Source organism: Nostoc sp. (assembly GCF_036917575.1).
In the GTDB taxonomy this organism is placed as follows: Bacteria; Cyanobacteriota; Cyanobacteriia; order Cyanobacteriales; family Nostocaceae; genus Nostoc.
The window spans coordinates 1-16,227 of sequence record NZ_JBALDC010000075.1 but is presented as its reverse complement, the minus strand read 5'-3'; the positions used below and the strand labels follow the sequence as shown (position 1 = coordinate 16,227).

The window sequence follows — 16,227 nt, the reverse complement described above, 5'->3', positions numbered from 1 at the left end:
CCCGTCAGATTCTTTGTTGTGCCCAATTATGGTCGCGATCGCAATGTCATCGATTGCCCAATGTTTACAAACACGCCAGATAGTATAATCGTTAGTCTACCAGACTTTTTGCTAGCATCTGGAGGCGGATTTTTTAGCGCAATAAATTTTCTCTAATGACAAATCAGGGGGCAGGAGGCAGGAGGCAGGAGGCAGGGGGCAGGGGGCAGGAGAGAATTTTGAAAGTTACGGAGGTGGGTAAAGCTTGGTGTAGCTTAGGTTTCTAACAGCCTATTTAACTTAAGTTGATTTGCAGCTACCATCTACACAATAAGATGATTCATACGTGTTAGAACGCTTACCAAAAATTGCGTAGCGGTTATCACGGATTTGTTCGTAAAAGCGATCGCCTGCCCATTTCATCCCCGGTAATGCTCGATAAGCGTCTACAAATATACTTCCTGCTGGCAATAATCGCCCAATTTCTTCAGCAGCATTACTACCTTGCCAACGTCTTTGAGGTTCATTGCCATCAATTAAAATCATTCCCTGTTCGCAGTCTTGGGCTGTAATTCCCCATCGTAAAAGTGTCTGCTCATCTTGCATGGGAGCGTAGCGAAACAGCTTTCCTTGGTCTAAATTTTCTAGCGATCGCACTAAGGTAACGCAGAGATTACAATTTCCGTCATATATTACGTAGTAATTCATCAAAATAACGCCTCTTTAGCAATTGAATTGTCGGATGTATTTAAAACACAACTTTGGTATTCTAACTTAGAAAACTGTAGCGATCGTTCTTGCTTTACTGAACCAGTTTCTGGTTCAAATATACATAATGTCGTCTAGCTTAAGTTGTAAATTTAGTAAAATATCAGAAGAAATAATATCTCTTAAGCAATATTGTTGTTGCTGATATACACCATTGACTAACTGACAAAGTTTAGGCGAGGTGTAAGTCATAAGTCTTGTTTGGACTTAACGTAGGCTTAGGGGCTTCCAGAGAATAAATTAATCAATTTATTTAAATGACATTCGTAAGAATTCAGGAGTTAGAATACATCCGTCTGAATAGTTAAAGAATCAGAATCAGATTTTGTAAATGAATATCCTAGTTCTACTAAACTTCTTATAAATTCTGACTTCTGACTCCTGAGTGCTGAATTCTTCTTTCTCCCCCCTGCTTACACAGTAATTGATTATTTTTTTAATTGGAAGTCCCTTATTATATAGCATTGCTATGCCCCTACAGCATGATCTGCGATCGCAGGATAATTAATAAAACTATAAAATAACCTATTTTTTAATGTACATGGCACTATTAGCAGACATCAAACAACTCAGAAGCCGAGTTTCATAAACTTCAAACCCTAGTTATATAAAAATATTCAATTTCAATGTTTTCATATTATTAAACCAACAGTATATTTAATAATTTATTTTTGTAGGTTAGGTAACGCTAAAGTTTAACCTACACATTTTTATTTTTTAACCTTAATCGAGTAGTATTGCAAAGCGACCGTTACAACATTAAAAAGCTTGTCCTCAAACATCACCCCCGATTTTTAGTTATCATGCTTTTGGAATGGTATTTGCTTAGTTTTTTCATTAATCAAAAAATATTCATGAAATACAAACTCTTGGGCAAAAGCGGGTTAAGAGTCTCTGAACTCTCCTTAGGAACCATGACCTTTGGTGAAGATTGGGGTTGGGGTGCATCTGCTGACGAAAGTCAGAAAATTTTTGATAGCTATGTAGAAGCGGGGGGAAATTTCATTGACACCGCCAACGGTTATACCGATGGTAGCAGTGAAAAAATTGTTGGCGAGTTGATTGCAAAAGAACGGGAACGCTTTGTAGTTGCGACAAAATATTCCTTTCCGTTGCAGATGAATGATAAGAAGGGCAACCCAAACGCCAGTGGAAACCATCGCAAGAATTTAATTCAATCTTTGGAAGGTAGCCTAAAACGCCTGAATACCGATTACATTGATTTATTCTGGTTGCACGCTTGGGATTTCACAACACCGATTGAAGAAGTTTTGCGATCGCTTGATGATGTAATTCGTCAAGGTAAAGTACTTTACATTGGTATTTCTGACACACCCGCTTGGATTGTTTCTCAAGCAAATACCATCGCTCATTATCAAGGATGGACGCAGTTTGTTGCTCTGCAAATTGAGTATAGTTTGATTCAACGAACACCAGAGCGGGACTTGATCCCAATGGCAAAAGCTTTGGATTTGGCAGTAACGCCGTGGTCGCCCTTGGGTGGTGGAGTGCTGACAGGAAAGTATAACAAGTCTTCTCAAGAAGGTGATGAACAAGGGCGACTCAAAACCTTGGGGGGAGAAGTTTCTGAGAAAAATTTAGCGATCGCTGAAGTTGTCAGTGAAGTTGCAGTAGAAATTGGCCATACACCTTCACAGGTAGCATTAGCTTGGTTACGCGCTCAAAGTGGCGTAATTATTCCGATCATTGGGGCACGTAAATTAACGCAGTTTCAAGATAACTTAGCTTCTTTAGATGTCAACCTCTCGCCAGAACATCTGCAACGCTTAGATGAAGTCAGTCAAGTTGAACTAGGTTTTCCGCATGACTTTTTGCACAGTGATATGATTCACGATCGCCTTTTCGGTGGTACATTCAATACCATAGAAAACCATCATATCTAATTTATAGTTATAAAACTTAACACATTCAGGCATTAATTCAATCTATCGTCAGAGAGTTTCGCCAAGCTTTGCACTATCGGTAAAGTTAGATATAAAAGGCATTAACGTAAAAAGCATGAGCGACGACACCATTTCATCCCGTTTGTACCCTACCCGCATTGACATTCCCGCCGAAGCGCGAGTACAAATTGTAGTACTTCTCAACCAAAGCTTGGCAGCTACTTCGGATCTAAAAACCCAAGCAAAGCAAGCGCACTGGAATGTTAAAGGGACTGACTTCTATCAGCTACACCTATTATTTGATGAAATTGCTGGAGAATTGGAAGAGTTCATCGATTTGATAGCTGAACGCGTCACAGCTCTAGGTGGATATGCTTTCGGAACAGTTCGCGCCGCAGCTAGTAATTCCATCCTGCCAGAATACCCCTTAGATATTTTGGATGGCAAAGACCATGTAACAGCCTTAGCAGATCGCTTTGCATCTTATGCTAAACATCTCCGCCAAGCGATCAATAAAACTGATGAATTAGGCGACCTCGATACTGCTGACCTTTACACCGAAATTTCCCGCACCATTGATAAACGACTCTGGTTCTTAGAAGCTCATTTGCAAGTAGCAGAAATTAAGGCCGAGAATAGCAAAATGGGTATTACTCAAACTCAAAAGATACCTGCTAGTGTAAATTAAGCACTTTTGAGAGACACTTGATTTACTAATAGGGTGCATTAGACTAAAGTTTAATGCACCCCATTGTAATAGTATGTTGATTCGACCTTCATACAGAAACGGTATAAGTAAGCTAAACCACATCTAGTTTACATAATCTGAAATTGTACATTTTTTGTGGGGTGGGCGTCTCGCCCGCCCAATATATGCAAGGTTATTTGTGGAACAGCTTAATACCAATTTAAGAAAAGAATGCGACAAATAGTCTATTTGTAGAGACGCGATTCATCGCGTCTTGACCCAAGGATGTGTTGCAATCATTAATTGAATTGGTATTAAAAAATAAGAAATTAACAAGGTGTTTATATCCCTTAGTTTCGATAAATTACCATAGGGACGCATAACTATGCGTCCCTAAAGCAAATTGCTGTAGACCTTTAGAATGTGAAAGTTGTTCTCAGCGTACCGATAATTGCATCGTCGTTATTACTATTTTGACCAGGAGAGGTCAACCAGATTACACCAGGAGTGATTGAGATGTTATCTGACACGCGATATTTGTAAAAGCCTTCAAAGTGATAAGGTATATCATTACCAGTACCAGCAAAAACTCCTCCTCGGTTACGGGCATAAGGTTCTGCACCAGCAAAAATCCCTAAAACGTTACCCTTTTTACCAAGGTCAGGTAAGGCTACCCCAAGACCGTAACTCCAAGCTTCATAATCATCACCAGCACCAAAGCCTGTGACATCGTGGTAAGAAATGAAGCCACTGATTGACAGTTTGTCGCTGGGTTTGAAAGCTGCCGATACGCCATAAGAGTTACTGGAAGATGCGTTTAGGGCACTTAGAGTATTAGCTTGATTAGTACCTACAACGCGGATAGTACTACCCAAACCACCACCTAGATCGAATAAATTACCACTTCCAGCACCATGATAACCGTGAACGTAAGTAGCACCTATAGAGAAGCGATCGCCAACACTAAAGTTCAACTGTCCAAGAGCTGCATAGTTACCTTCCAATAAACCTTGATTTGCCACAGAATTAGCAGGATTTGACGCCAAATAACCTATAGTCAATGAGGGTTTGAAATAACTGCTACTGCCACCTAAGGGTAAAGTCAGTGCTGCACCTGCACCACCACCAATGCGATAAATCGGACTTTCAGAAGCAAAGGTAGACAAGGCACCATTACCACCATCAAAATCCTCAAAGTAAGGGTTGTTAGTGGGCACATAATCGCTATGGATACCTCCAGTGCCCGCAAAGTAAACTTGAACTGGGCCTATAGGTATGTAATACGCCAGCCAGTCGATAATTACACTGTTGTTACCAGTACTGCCGAGTTGAAAACTTTGTATGCCTTCTGAAGTATTGATCCCAACACCATCATTCCCTACTTGTGTAAAGGATAGTGCATTACCGGCTGCAAGACGGGTGTGTAAAATGTCTTTACCCGTGAAACTGGTTTGCAAGTCTAAACGTACTCGATCTGAGAAAACAGTATTATTCGCATCGCCAGTATTATTGCCAAAAATATCACTAACGGCAAAAACAGCTTCACCTACCAATTTTGTGGTAGTGGAAAACTGATTGGCTTCTAGTTCAGTAGTCCGTGCTTCTAGAGAATCTACTCGACCGCGTAGAGTTGCCAGTTCTGCTGAGAATTCCTCTTGTAAACGCTGGAGAGTCGCCAAATCCTGTTTTGTCACCAAGTCAGCAGTTGCTGTCGCAATCAGTTCATTAACTCGATCTAAACAAGCATTCAAACCTGCGGCAAACTCATAACGAGTCAGTGCCCGATTGCCACGGTAAGTAGAATTTGGGTATCCTGCAATACAACCGTAGCGTTCAACCAGAGATTGCAAAGCTTGGAATGCCCAATCAGTCGGCTGTACATCAGAAAATTGAGAAACTGATGTGACTTGAGACAGTGAATTCTGATTTTTACTTTCGTTGGTGTAGCGATTAACCTCTTCTAAAACCTTATTCTCATCAGTTTTTTGGGCAACCAATTGCTGATTAACTTTTGGTTGCTCTGTTTGAATGAATCTTGAAGCATTAGCAGCTATCCGTGCTTCTGTCTGAGTAGCTTTTGGCTTGATATTTTCAGCAGCCATCGCCTTAGCAAAAACCAACACCGTCACTCCCAAAACTACTGGACTTAGTACCAGAGTTTTCCACAATAGATGAGACATTTTTATTTTCCTTTCCCAAAAAATAACCAAAATCAGTTGGTTCAAGAAAAAGAGAATCAGTGATTATTCTACTTGTATAAAATCTTATCAAATTACTGTTAACTAAGCTATATATCTAAGAAAAATTTTCTATATAAAGAATCGTAAAGTTTTGCAGATGGCTTCTTTGTCAAAGATTGGGTTGAGCAGCGAGTTTTACACGATTTTGTCCTATAAATGGACTTTAGCTTCTTGTTTTTAACTTTAGTTTTTGGTATCTCATTTTTATTTTTCAATTTATTCCTTAATCAAAAAAGCGCATTTATGTCATGGATTTATGATTATAAATTAGTAATTATTAATTATTAATTATTTTGAATTTATAAGTTGCTGAATGTTGGATATAAGTCAATCCCGTCAGCGATGCCCAAAATTCTTGGTAGAGACACAAAAATCTTTGTCTCTACAGATTAAAAATTAATACCAAAAATCTTTAACCCAAGGGAATTTGGATATAAATGTTAGTTTCATTAGTCTTTAATAGTAGCCAGTTTTGTGTCAGGATAGCCACCCCAAACACATCTCCATCCTTTTTTAAGCCTTTGATTTAAGCAGATAGTTTTTCATAACTATCGGCAGCTGTTGCTTCTAATCCCAGAATGGTATACATATCTGATTCAGATGTTCCGTGTATCGTCAAAAGTAGAGCGTCGATTAAGGCTTTGGCTTTAAGCAGCGTTTCCTGAAACTCCATCTCCGGCTCAGAAAGCGCTATAATTCCGCCACCGATACCAATGGAGGTTTGATCAGGTGTCAAAACAGCAGTCCGAATCACAATATTCAAATCGGCTGAACCATTCAAACCCAAAAAGCCGATCGCACCTGAATAGATTCCCCGCGCTTCTTGTTCCAAGCGATCAATAATTTGCATGGTGCGGATTTTCGGCGCACCAGTCATCGATCCTCCAGGAAATGCAGCTTGCACGCAATCCACCGCTTGTAAATCTGAACGTAACTGTCCGCGTATCGTTGTTACTAACTGATGTACTGTTGAGTATGTTTCCACATCCATTAATTTTGGAACGTGGATACTACCAACTTTACAGACTCGTCCCAAATCATTGCGTAACAGATCGACAATCATCAGATTTTCAGCTTGGTCTTTTTCGCTGTTGCGTAGCTTCTCACGGAGGACAAAATCGGCTTCCGGGGTTTCTCCTCGTGGTAGAGTTCCCTTAATCGGCTTAGTTTCTACCCATCCTTGGCGATCAATCCGTAAAAACCTTTCTGGAGATGAGCAAGCGATCGCAATTTCACCAAAGCGTAAAAATGCAGAATAAGGAGCCGGATTGATTTTACGTAATGTGCGATAGAAGGTCAATGGGTCAGGGGTGGCATCGGTGTAAAGTTGATTTGTCAGGCAAACTTGATAAGTTTCCCCTTCGTGAATTTCGTCCAAGCATTGCTGAATATCTTGAATGTAATTTTGGTAAGTACGACTCAAACGGAACTTAACAAGCTGACAATTTTCTTGAGGTACAAGAGAAAAAAGAGGATCTAAATTTTTGAGTTGTTGTTGGATAGTATCAAACCAAGTTTCTATCTGTTCTGTTTGTCCTTTTTTGATTAATTGCAGCAAATAAACACACTGTTCTTGATGATCGATTGCAATCATGCGATCGGCAAGTAAGAAAATTGCATCAGGTAATGGTGAAGAATGCACCAATAAAGATCCACACTCTGCTTTGAGTTCATAGCCAAAATAGCCAACAAATCCGCAGTTAAAATCAAAAGGTAACTCGTCAGATTGACAAAATCGGCAGTCTATTTCCCGTTTCAAATACTCAAAAATACTTTCGGTGCGATGAATCACGGTATCTGACTGTGTGATAATCAGTTCTTGGGTTTGGGTATGATATCGCACCAATAAACTGTTTGCTCCGCTGCCATCACCCATAAACGAGAAGCGAGATAGACCAAGTTCTACACGGCTGCTATCTAGCCAAAAAGCGTTTGCTGCATCCCCAAATAGCTGTACAAATATTTGTTCTGTATTTGGGCAGATATCTAACTTGCGTGTATACAATTTAAACTTCTTTTCCTGTTCTTGGCGAGGTCGATTCATAACAGGATTAATAGATCCATATCCAATCCAATATTGCTTTTGTGGACTTCTTGACGCCAAGAGGTTTTCAAGCTCCGCCCCTTGTGGGTGTTTCCCCCTCCTGCCTTCTACCTCCTGCCTCCTGCCTCCTGTCTCCTGCCTCCTTAACGATTTCTCTGTAAATTTCAGCGTAATATCTCGAAAGTTTGCTATTAATCTTTGCCCATATTCTGTACAAATAGACTCTGGATGAAACTGCACACCCCAAAAAGGTAGATGGCGATGATGCAATCCCATCACCAGTCCTTCTTCAGTCCAAGCAATTTTTTCTAGACACTCAGGTAGTTCATTAGCAACTAACAACGAGTGATAGCGCACCACAGAAAAATTACTAGGAATACCTTGAAATAATTCCGAATTATTATGATAAATTTTACTGAGTCTACCGTGTCGAATTTCCGGTGCATGAATCACTCTTGCACCATGTAGGTAGCCAAGTCCTTGATGCCCCAGACAGACTCCCAGCAAGGGCACATCCGCATTCTCAATTATCTGTCGGCACACTCCAAAATCTTCTGACCTTTCTGGACGACCTGGCCCAGGTGAAATCACAATGTTGTCAAATGCAATTTCTTTCAATTCATCCCAGTTAAGGCGATCGTTATAAATTACTAGAGGTAGTTTATTATTTACCTCGGCAATCATCTGGTAAAGATTAAAGGTATAAGAGTCATAATTATCAATAATTAATGTTTGCATACATACTTAACTAACGACTGTATAGAACATTTTTCTAATTAGAATAGCATTTAGATAATTTATCTACTGCTTGAAGTTTTTGGTTCTATCTTTGTTAATAAGTTATGTTGTCATACACTTCACAGTTATTGATTTTGGTTAAGCTTGTCCTTACTACCTGTAAAGTATCCTAGCATAAGGTATTTCCAACAAATATTTTTTATTTGGAAGTCCCTAAGTCTTAAAAAAATATGTCTAAGTACAGCTTTCCTTATAAAGATGCACAAAATTATATAAGAAGCAACCGCAAAGAGTGCATACTTTTAAGGAAAAGGAAGCTACGCGTAGCGTCTCGTTAGAGAAGGACACAAAGGAAGAAAGAAAATTTAGCACAGTCTCACAAAGAAATAATATAAGTTCATAGCGAATGAACTCAAACAAACTTTGCGCTCCTTTGCGCTATACTCTGCGTTCCTCTGCGTTTAAACTCAAACCCTCAATTGGTCACGAATTTACGAAACTGTGTACTAAGAGGATTTACCTGGGTGAAGAATCTTAAATTATTATAGATGATTTGTTAGCCAAAGGTCGTTTATGCAATAACTTCGTTCGATTTTGTCCCATTTCTAGACTTTACTTTTTTGTTTTTAACCCTGATTTGTGGTAAATCATTTTTATCTTTGTAAAAATAACAGATTTCTACTAGAGTTGGCCATATTTCTAGAGAACCATGAAATTGGCTAATAACATCATCGATGATTCTGGAAACATTTTGCTGAAAGAAGTCTGGTTCAAATCCATAAAATACTCTCGATAAATTCTCAGCAAATAATTGAAGATTTTTGATATTAAAAACAAAATTCTCGACTTATTTAATAAATCGAGAATCTGAGCTTTGAAGCTTTGAGCAATCGTTAAAGATTACTATAGATAACTATTCAAAATAGAAGGTAGATTCCAAGCTTTTATCCCTTAATTTTATCCAGAGCTAAATTCAGCTTTAAGACATTAACTCCAGGTTCGCCAAAGATGTCAAGAAAGCGACCGTCAGTGTTTTGGGAAATTAAAGTTTCGAGTTGGTTCGGTTGAACTCCTCGCGCCTTGGCTACTCGTGCAACTTGAGCGATCGCAGCTTCCGGGGTAATATGGGGGTCAAGGCTGGAACCGGAGGTGTAGACTAAATCGCCAGTCGGCTGCACACCTGCTTTTTTCAAACGATTGAAGTCACCTTCAACTTTTTTGCTGGGATCTGGGTCATCTTTACCTTTAATGCGTTCCATTAATGCGGGATTACTGGGAGCTAAGTTACTAGCACCGGAAACCCCAGTTCTCAAAACTCCGGCATCGTCTTTTTTGGGATCGGCTGTGCTGTAACTAGTGGTACTGGGACGGCTGTTAAAATAGCGATCGCTACTAAAAGGTTGACCAATTAAAGCAGAACCGACAACTTGACCGGTAGCATTTTTCAGGAGACTACCATTTGCTTGAAAGGGAAACACAATCTGCCCAATGGCAATCATTGCAAAAGGATAAATAATCGCTCCAATAACCCAGAGTACCAAGGTAGAACGAACGGCTCTACCAGCTTCACGTGCAAAACTCATTAGAATTTCTCCGGTACAAACATCACAAAAAATAAATAGATGGAAAGCCCTAGTGTCGTCAGTCCTAACAATCCCAATCCCCAAGATTGACTGCGGGAAAGTTGTTCGCCAGTAGCGGCATAAACCATAGGCGCAACCACTAGGTTGAAGCACATCGCCAAGAATAAATACAGTGGCAGCTTTTGCCTACGCCATTGACACCAAATTTCAGTTATTTCTTCTAATACTTGGGATATAAAAATAGTGCGTCGGATCTGAATCGGTTTCATAGTAAATTAAGACAAAGGTAAGATAATATCTATCAGTTTGATGGCAATGAAGGGAGCAACAATACCGCCAAGACCAAAGATGAAGATGTTACGACGTAAGAGTTGATCTGCTGTTAAAGGTAAGAACTTCACCCCTTTGAGTGCTAGCGGAATGAGTGCCGGAATAATTAAGGCATTATAAATCAGCGCCGAGACGATCGCAGATTGGGCACTCTTTAATCCCATAATATTAAGTGCGCCGATTCCAGCAGCAGCAAAGATTGTAGGGATAATCGCAAAATATTTGGCAATATCGTTAGCGATGGAGAATGTTGTCAATGCTCCACGAGTAATTAGTAGTTGTTTACCTATGGTTACTAAGTCAATTAACTTCGTGGGGTCTGAGTCTAAGTCCACCATGTTAGCAGCTTCTTTGGCAGCTTGCGTCCCCGAATTCATTGCCACACCCACATTTGCTTGAGCCAGAGCTGGTGCATCGTTCGTACCATCTCCGGTCATTGCCACCAGTTTACCCTCAGATTGTTCCGAGCGAATCACTTCTATTTTGTCTTCTGGAGTCGCTTCGGCAATGAAATCATCCACCCCAGCTTCTTCGGCAATTACTGAAGCGGTAATTCGATTGTCACCTGTGAGCATGATAGTTTTTACACCCATGCGGCGGAGTTGGTCAAACCGTTCCCGCAAACCGGGTTTGACTATATCTTTCAGGTAGATGACACCATAAATTTTGTCATCTTGGCAGACAGCTAAGGGCGTACCGCCTAACCGGGAAACTCGCTCATAAGCTGCGTCTATATCATCAGGAACGTTGCCACCACGGGAACGGACAAATCCTTTAATCGCCTCTACCGCTCCTTTGCGAATTTGTTGGCCATCGGGTAGATTCGTGCCACTCATCCGGGTTTTCGCGGAAAATTCTACACCTTCGGCTTTATCAATGTTAAAGTCTACACCAGCCTGGGATTTTTCTGCTAAAATCACAATCGATTTGCCTTCTGGCGTTTCGTCAAACAAGCTAGCAGCTAGAGAGACTCGTGCCACATCTATTATTGAGTGGTTATCCAGGGGAATAAACTCATCAGCCATTCGATTACCCAAGGTGATTGTGCCAGTCTTATCCAGCACCAAGGTGTTGATGTCGCCGCAAGCTTCTACTGCTCGACCAGAAGTAGCAATGACGTTAAACTGGGCAACTCTATCCATCCCTGCAATCCCGATCGCACTGAGCAAACCACCGATAGTTGTAGGAATTAAAGCTACCAGTAGCGATATTAAAATAGCAACGCTAGCACCCGTCCGCAAACTGTTTCCCGCCTCAACTCCAAAGGCGGTACTGATAAAGCTGGCGATGTAGCTCACAAATGGGGGCATTGTTGCTACTACAATCAAGAATACTTGTGTTAATACTGCCAACAATACCGTCAAAGCAATCTCGTTGGGAGTCTTGCTGCGTTCTGCTCCTTCCACTAAGGCAATCATGCGATCGATAAAGCCTTGTCCGGGATCGGCACTAATGCGAATTGTCAACTCATCGGAAAGTAGGCGTGTACCGCCTGTCAGCGAACTGGCAATATCTGTACCTGGTTGCTTCAGTACCGGAGCAGATTCCCCAGTGATTGCCGACTCATCCACTGAGCCAATGCCTTTAATTACATCCCCATCGGCAGGAATCATATTATTTGCACCTACCTTAACCAAATCGCCCCGTCGCAGTTCTGTAGAATTGACTTTTACTATCGAACCATCGGGGAGGATTTTATTAGCGATCGTATCCGATTGTGTCGATCGCAGTGAATCAGCCTGAGCTTTACCGCGTCCTTCAGCTACGGCTTCCGCAAAGTTGGCAAAAATGAGGGTGAAAAAGAGAATAAAGGTAATTAACCCGTTTAACAGGCGTTGTTGGTTGATATCTGCCTGGATTGTACCAAACAGATTTGGGTTAAAAGTAACAAGCAAGGTGACAATTGTCCCTACCCAAACAACAAACATAACTGGGTTTCTAACAGTAATTCGCGGATCGAGCTTGATAAATGACTCACGAATTGCTCTTTGGTAAAGTCCCCGCATATCTGTTTTGGAGGTGTGTTTGCGCGAGTCACGAGTTCCAGATGGAATACGAGGCGAGGGAGAATCAGTAGTAATTGGCATAGATTAAATTTCGGGAATGGGGCATTGGGCATTTGGGATTGGGCATGGAGAATAGAGGATGAGTCTTTAATACTCGCTGACGAGTCTTTAATACTCGTGAATGAGTCTTTAATACTCGCCGACGAGTCTTTGATACTCGTGAATGAGTCTTTGATACTCGCTGACGAGTCTTTAATACTCGTGAATGAGTCTTTGATACTCGCCGACGAGTCTTTGATACTCGTGAATGAGTGCAAGCTTTCCCCTGCTCCCCAATCCTTAGTACAGCGCGGCGGAAATAAACAACTTATTTAAAATCAACGAAACGCTTATGCTGTCTTCATTTTGACTTTTGACTTTTGACTTCCGCCTTGCGGTACTACCCAATACCTTTAGCGATAAAAAAGGCTTCACCAATGGGGCCTAATGCTAAAACTGGGAAGAATGTAAGTGCGCCCAGGATTAAAATCACGCCTGCGGTAACGCCTGTAAATAATCCGGTATCAGTTCGCAATGTCCCAGTTGTGTAGGGAACAGCTTGTTTGCGAGACATACTATCTGCTAAAAACAGCAAACCGATGATCGGAATATAGCGTCCAGCAATTAAACTGAAGCAGGTACTCAAATTCCACCACAAAGCGGTTACATTTGGTGCTGTACCTGTAGCAACTGCCAAAGGTGAAGGTTGTGAATCTCCCAAACCTTCAAACCCAGAACCGTTGTTAGCAGCCGCTGAGGCATATTCATAAATAACTTGAGCAAAGCCGTGGAATCCGGGATTGCTAATTCCTGCTAGTTGATCGGGAAACGCCAGGGCGATACCTGCGGGAATCATAATTGCGATCGGGTGAACTAGCAGAATCAAAAAACTAGCAAGTACAACCTCGCGCTTCTCAATCTTGCGTCCCAAAAATTCTGGTGTACGTCCCACCATCAACCCTGTAGCAAACACAGCCAGAATCAGGTAAGCGAATAAATAAGCGGTTCCTGTACCCTGTCCACCCCAAATAATTTGCAAGAACATATTAGAAAGAGTGATAAAACCACCGTTGGGCATGAAGGAGTCGTGTAAACTGTTGACTGCACCGCACATAGTACCAGTTGTACTGGTTGCAAATAATGCAGATTGTGCCCAACCAAACCGGACTTCTTTACCCTCTAGATTCGCTTGCTGACTACCCAGCAGTCCATTCACAGCCGGATTACCGTTGTATTCGCCAATAGCAGTGACGATGATAAATATTACATAGAGAACACCCACCATGCCGTAGACTAACCAAGCTTGCTTAGTGTTATTCGCAAACAACCCATAAGTGTAAATTAGGGAAGTCGGAATCGAAAGCATGGCGACAATCTGAATCAAGTTAGAAAATCCGTTGGGATTTTCAAAAGGGTGTGCAGAGTTGATGGCGAAAAAGCCGCCGCCGTTTTCCCCTAATTGCTTGATAATTTCAAAATGAGCAACAGGGCCACGAGCGATCGCTTGACTGATATTCGCATCTTCCAAGGTGGGGAATACAACCGCACCCCCCAAAGTTTCGGGAACGCCAGCTGCCATGAGAGCGATCGCGCCGACAATACAAATAGGCAACAAAATTCGCGTAATCGAGCGAATTAGGTCTACATAAAAGTTGCCCAACGATCTACCAGTCAATCCGCGAATAAAGGCAATTCCCACCGCTAAACCAGTAGCAGCAGAGGTAAACATGTGATAACCAAGTCCCCACATTTGGCTGCCATAGCTCATGTAGGTTTCACCAGAATAGTGCTGCTGGTTAGTATTAGTAATAAAAGAAATAGTCGTATGCAGCACTGTATCCCAGGTTGGGGCATCTATTTTGGTTGGGTTTAATGGTAGCCATCCTTGATTCATAATAATCAAGAAAATCAGCAATCCCATTGCGACGTTGCTGTATAGGATTGCCCGCCCATACTGCCAGCCAGTCATATTTTCTTTAGTTTTAACGCCAACCAAAGCATAAAGTACTCGCTCAACCGGATTTAAAATTGGGTCAAGAAAAGTACTTTGCTCTAGATAAACCCGCGCCATATAGCGCCCAAAAATAGGAGTAATTGCTACTACAATTAGTAGCGTTAATACAATTTGAATCCATCCTTCTAGCATTGGATTAGTCGAACTCCGACATGAATAGTTTTTAAATTAATATTAGATATTTTCGTGTCTTGAATCAGAAAACATCATGAAGTCTAGAAGCATTATTGTTAATTAACTTATAACTATGTGCTGACTCAATCAATCATGGAGCTTTTTATGAAAGAACACAAGGTATAAATTGATATTTAAACTAGGCTATATAAGAAATATATGTTTCTATATATAAGAGTGTTTATCTCAATATATATCTGCAAATATAGAAGAACAGCTAAATACTAAATAAATCGCTGTATCCATGTGAAATCAAGTCATTGATGAATTATGAATTATAAATTTCAGGGTTGACACAATAAGCCAAACGATCGCCCCTTAGTCCCGCAATTAAGTTAGCGATCGCCATTGAAGCCATTTTTGAGCGCGTTTGATAACTGGCACTGCCAATATGAGGTGCAATAATTAGATTTTCTAAGGTCAACAACAGGCTATCGCTGGGAATCGGTTCTGGTTCTGTGACATCAACAGCCGCCGCAGCAATTTGACCACTTTTCAGGGCGCGATACAGAGAATCGGGATCTACAATCGTTCCCCGCGCCGTGTTAATCAAAATAGCTGATCGCTTCATCAACTCAAATTGGCGATCGCTAATCAGATGATAAGTATCATCAGCAGATGGTGTATGTAGTGTCACAAAATCTGACTCTTGCAGTAAGTGTTCTAACGCAGCAAACTCCACACCTAAAGATTGTTCTAATTCTGGGCTGCATCGTTGCCTACTCGTATACAAAATCTGCATTTCAAACCCTTTGGCACGGCGAGCGACGGCTTGACCAATGCGCCCAAAACCAACAATCCCCAAGGTAGCACCCGTAACATTCGGCCCCAACAACAAATCTGGTTCCCAAGTCTGCCACAAGCCTGCACGAGTAAACCGATCTGCCTCCACTACTCGCCGTGCAGCTGCCATTAATAATGCCCAGGCAAAATCTGCGGTAGCATCGGTTAACACCCCAGGAGTATGACCGACGGGAATTTGTCGTACCGTGGCGGCGGCAATGTCAATGTTATCGTAACCCACCGCCATTTGACTGATAACTTTGAGTTTCCCTGACTCGATCAGTTGACGATCAATTTGGTCAGTCAGCAGACATAGCAAACCATCTATTTCCTTAACTTTTTCTAGTAAAATGTTGTAGGGAGGGGGTTGGCGTTCTGGCCAAACTTCTACAGTAGCCAGCGATCGCAGTTGCTCTAATTCGATGGGTAAGCGACGAGTAACGAAGACTCTATGAAGCATAGTTTTAAAATAATTTCTAGATAAAGGGACGCTTCTGGCATCGATTTCCCCTTAAAATATCATGGCAGAAATTCAAAACCTGATAAAGTTGGTTTTTGTTCAGTGAAAATGAGGCGTGATGTTCCAATCTAGCAGTAAAAAGTCTACAGACAATTATCACAAGCCGTTGGAATTCAAAAGCTTGTCAAAATGTTCTGTCAGCAACTTACTCGATGAAGTAGATATTCTGAGGATTACTGCAAGCTTGAAACAGGATCAAAAGCAAAAAGGAAAAATGGGCCAATTTTTGACTCCTGCTCCAGTAGCAGAATTAATGGTTGGGATGTTTGGCAAGCTCGATCTTCCTCAAATATCTCTACTTGATGCTGGAGCCGGAGTAGGCTCATTAAGCTGTTAGGCAGCTAGATTGTATAATAAGAGATTAAATAATTAATTTAGTATCAGCCACTTATGCCAGCCAAAAATCACCTTTCTGAA

Annotated in this window: 12 protein-coding genes and 1 pseudogene; 4 read left to right on the top strand and 9 right to left on the bottom strand. The window is 41.3% G+C overall.

Features of this window, described 5'->3' with window-relative positions:
* The first annotated feature begins 18 nt into the window (after positions 1-18).
* A complete protein-coding gene (locus V7K79_RS22745) occupies positions 19-156 on the top strand; it encodes a hypothetical protein (protein WP_335050663.1) in 138 nt (45 codons plus the stop codon).
* A 123-nt stretch (positions 157-279) separates the two neighbouring features.
* On the opposite strand, the gene V7K79_RS22740 is transcribed toward V7K79_RS22745, so the two are convergent.
* Both V7K79_RS22740 and V7K79_RS22735 read right to left on the bottom strand, forming a co-directional pair.
* The gene (locus V7K79_RS22740; RefSeq protein ID WP_335050661.1) at positions 280-687 is read right to left on the bottom strand and encodes a thiol-disulfide oxidoreductase DCC family protein; all 408 of its coding nucleotides are present in this window, start codon (positions 685-687) and stop codon (positions 280-282) included.
* Positions 688-801: 114 nt separating this feature from the next.
* A pseudogene (locus V7K79_RS22735) lies at positions 802-918 on the bottom strand (Uma2 family endonuclease); the annotation flags it as partial.
* A gap of 683 nt (positions 919-1,601) precedes the next feature.
* Here V7K79_RS22735 and V7K79_RS22730 point away from each other — a divergent pair.
* Positions 1,602-2,651, top strand: a complete 1,050-nt coding sequence (locus V7K79_RS22730; RefSeq protein WP_335050659.1) for an aldo/keto reductase — start codon at positions 1,602-1,604, stop codon at positions 2,649-2,651.
* Between the two features lie 115 nt (positions 2,652-2,766).
* A complete protein-coding gene (gene dps / locus V7K79_RS22725; protein ID WP_335050657.1) occupies positions 2,767-3,339 on the top strand; it encodes a DNA starvation/stationary phase protection protein Dps in 573 nt (190 codons plus the stop codon).
* A gap of 416 nt (positions 3,340-3,755) precedes the next feature.
* Here the strand turns inward: dps and V7K79_RS22720 are convergent, their stop codons facing one another.
* The 7 genes from V7K79_RS22720 to V7K79_RS22690 all read right to left on the bottom strand — a co-directional run bounded on the left by V7K79_RS22720 (position 3,756) and on the right by V7K79_RS22690 (position 15,750).
* On the bottom strand, positions 3,756-5,519 hold the full coding sequence (locus V7K79_RS22720) for an iron uptake porin (RefSeq protein ID WP_335050655.1): 1,764 nt from the start codon (positions 5,517-5,519) through the stop codon (positions 3,756-3,758).
* 586 nt (positions 5,520-6,105) lie between these two features.
* Positions 6,106-8,361, bottom strand: coding sequence for an aminodeoxychorismate synthase component I (pabB, locus tag V7K79_RS22715; RefSeq protein ID WP_335050653.1), 2,256 nt, complete (start codon positions 8,359-8,361; stop codon positions 6,106-6,108).
* Positions 8,362-9,305: 944 nt separating this feature from the next.
* Complete coding sequence (gene kdpC, locus V7K79_RS22710) at positions 9,306-9,944, bottom strand: K(+)-transporting ATPase subunit C (RefSeq protein WP_335050651.1); 639 nt, start codon at positions 9,942-9,944, stop codon at positions 9,306-9,308.
* On the bottom strand, positions 9,944-10,213 hold the full coding sequence (locus V7K79_RS22705; RefSeq protein WP_335050649.1) for a potassium-transporting ATPase subunit F: 270 nt from the start codon (positions 10,211-10,213) through the stop codon (positions 9,944-9,946). The genes kdpC and V7K79_RS22705 overlap by 1 nt, the downstream gene beginning before the upstream one ends.
* 6 nt (positions 10,214-10,219) lie before the next feature.
* Complete coding sequence (gene kdpB / locus V7K79_RS22700) at positions 10,220-12,361, bottom strand: potassium-transporting ATPase subunit KdpB (RefSeq protein WP_335050648.1); 2,142 nt, start codon at positions 12,359-12,361, stop codon at positions 10,220-10,222.
* Positions 12,362-12,719: 358 nt separating this feature from the next.
* Entirely contained in the window at positions 12,720-14,465 is a 1,746-nt protein-coding gene (kdpA, locus tag V7K79_RS22695) for a potassium-transporting ATPase subunit KdpA (protein ID WP_335050646.1), read from the bottom strand.
* Between the two features lie 310 nt (positions 14,466-14,775).
* Positions 14,776-15,750 (bottom strand): 2-hydroxyacid dehydrogenase, encoded by a 975-nt coding sequence (locus tag V7K79_RS22690; protein WP_335050644.1) that lies wholly within the window; start codon positions 15,748-15,750, stop codon positions 14,776-14,778.
* A 118-nt stretch (positions 15,751-15,868) separates the two neighbouring features.
* On the opposite strand from V7K79_RS22690, the gene V7K79_RS22685 reads away from it, so the two are divergent.
* Positions 15,869-16,147 carry a hypothetical protein gene (locus V7K79_RS22685; protein WP_335050642.1) on the top strand — a complete coding sequence of 93 codons (279 nt, stop codon included), beginning with the start codon at positions 15,869-15,871 and terminating at the stop codon, positions 16,145-16,147.
* Positions 16,148-16,227 lie beyond the last annotated feature (80 nt).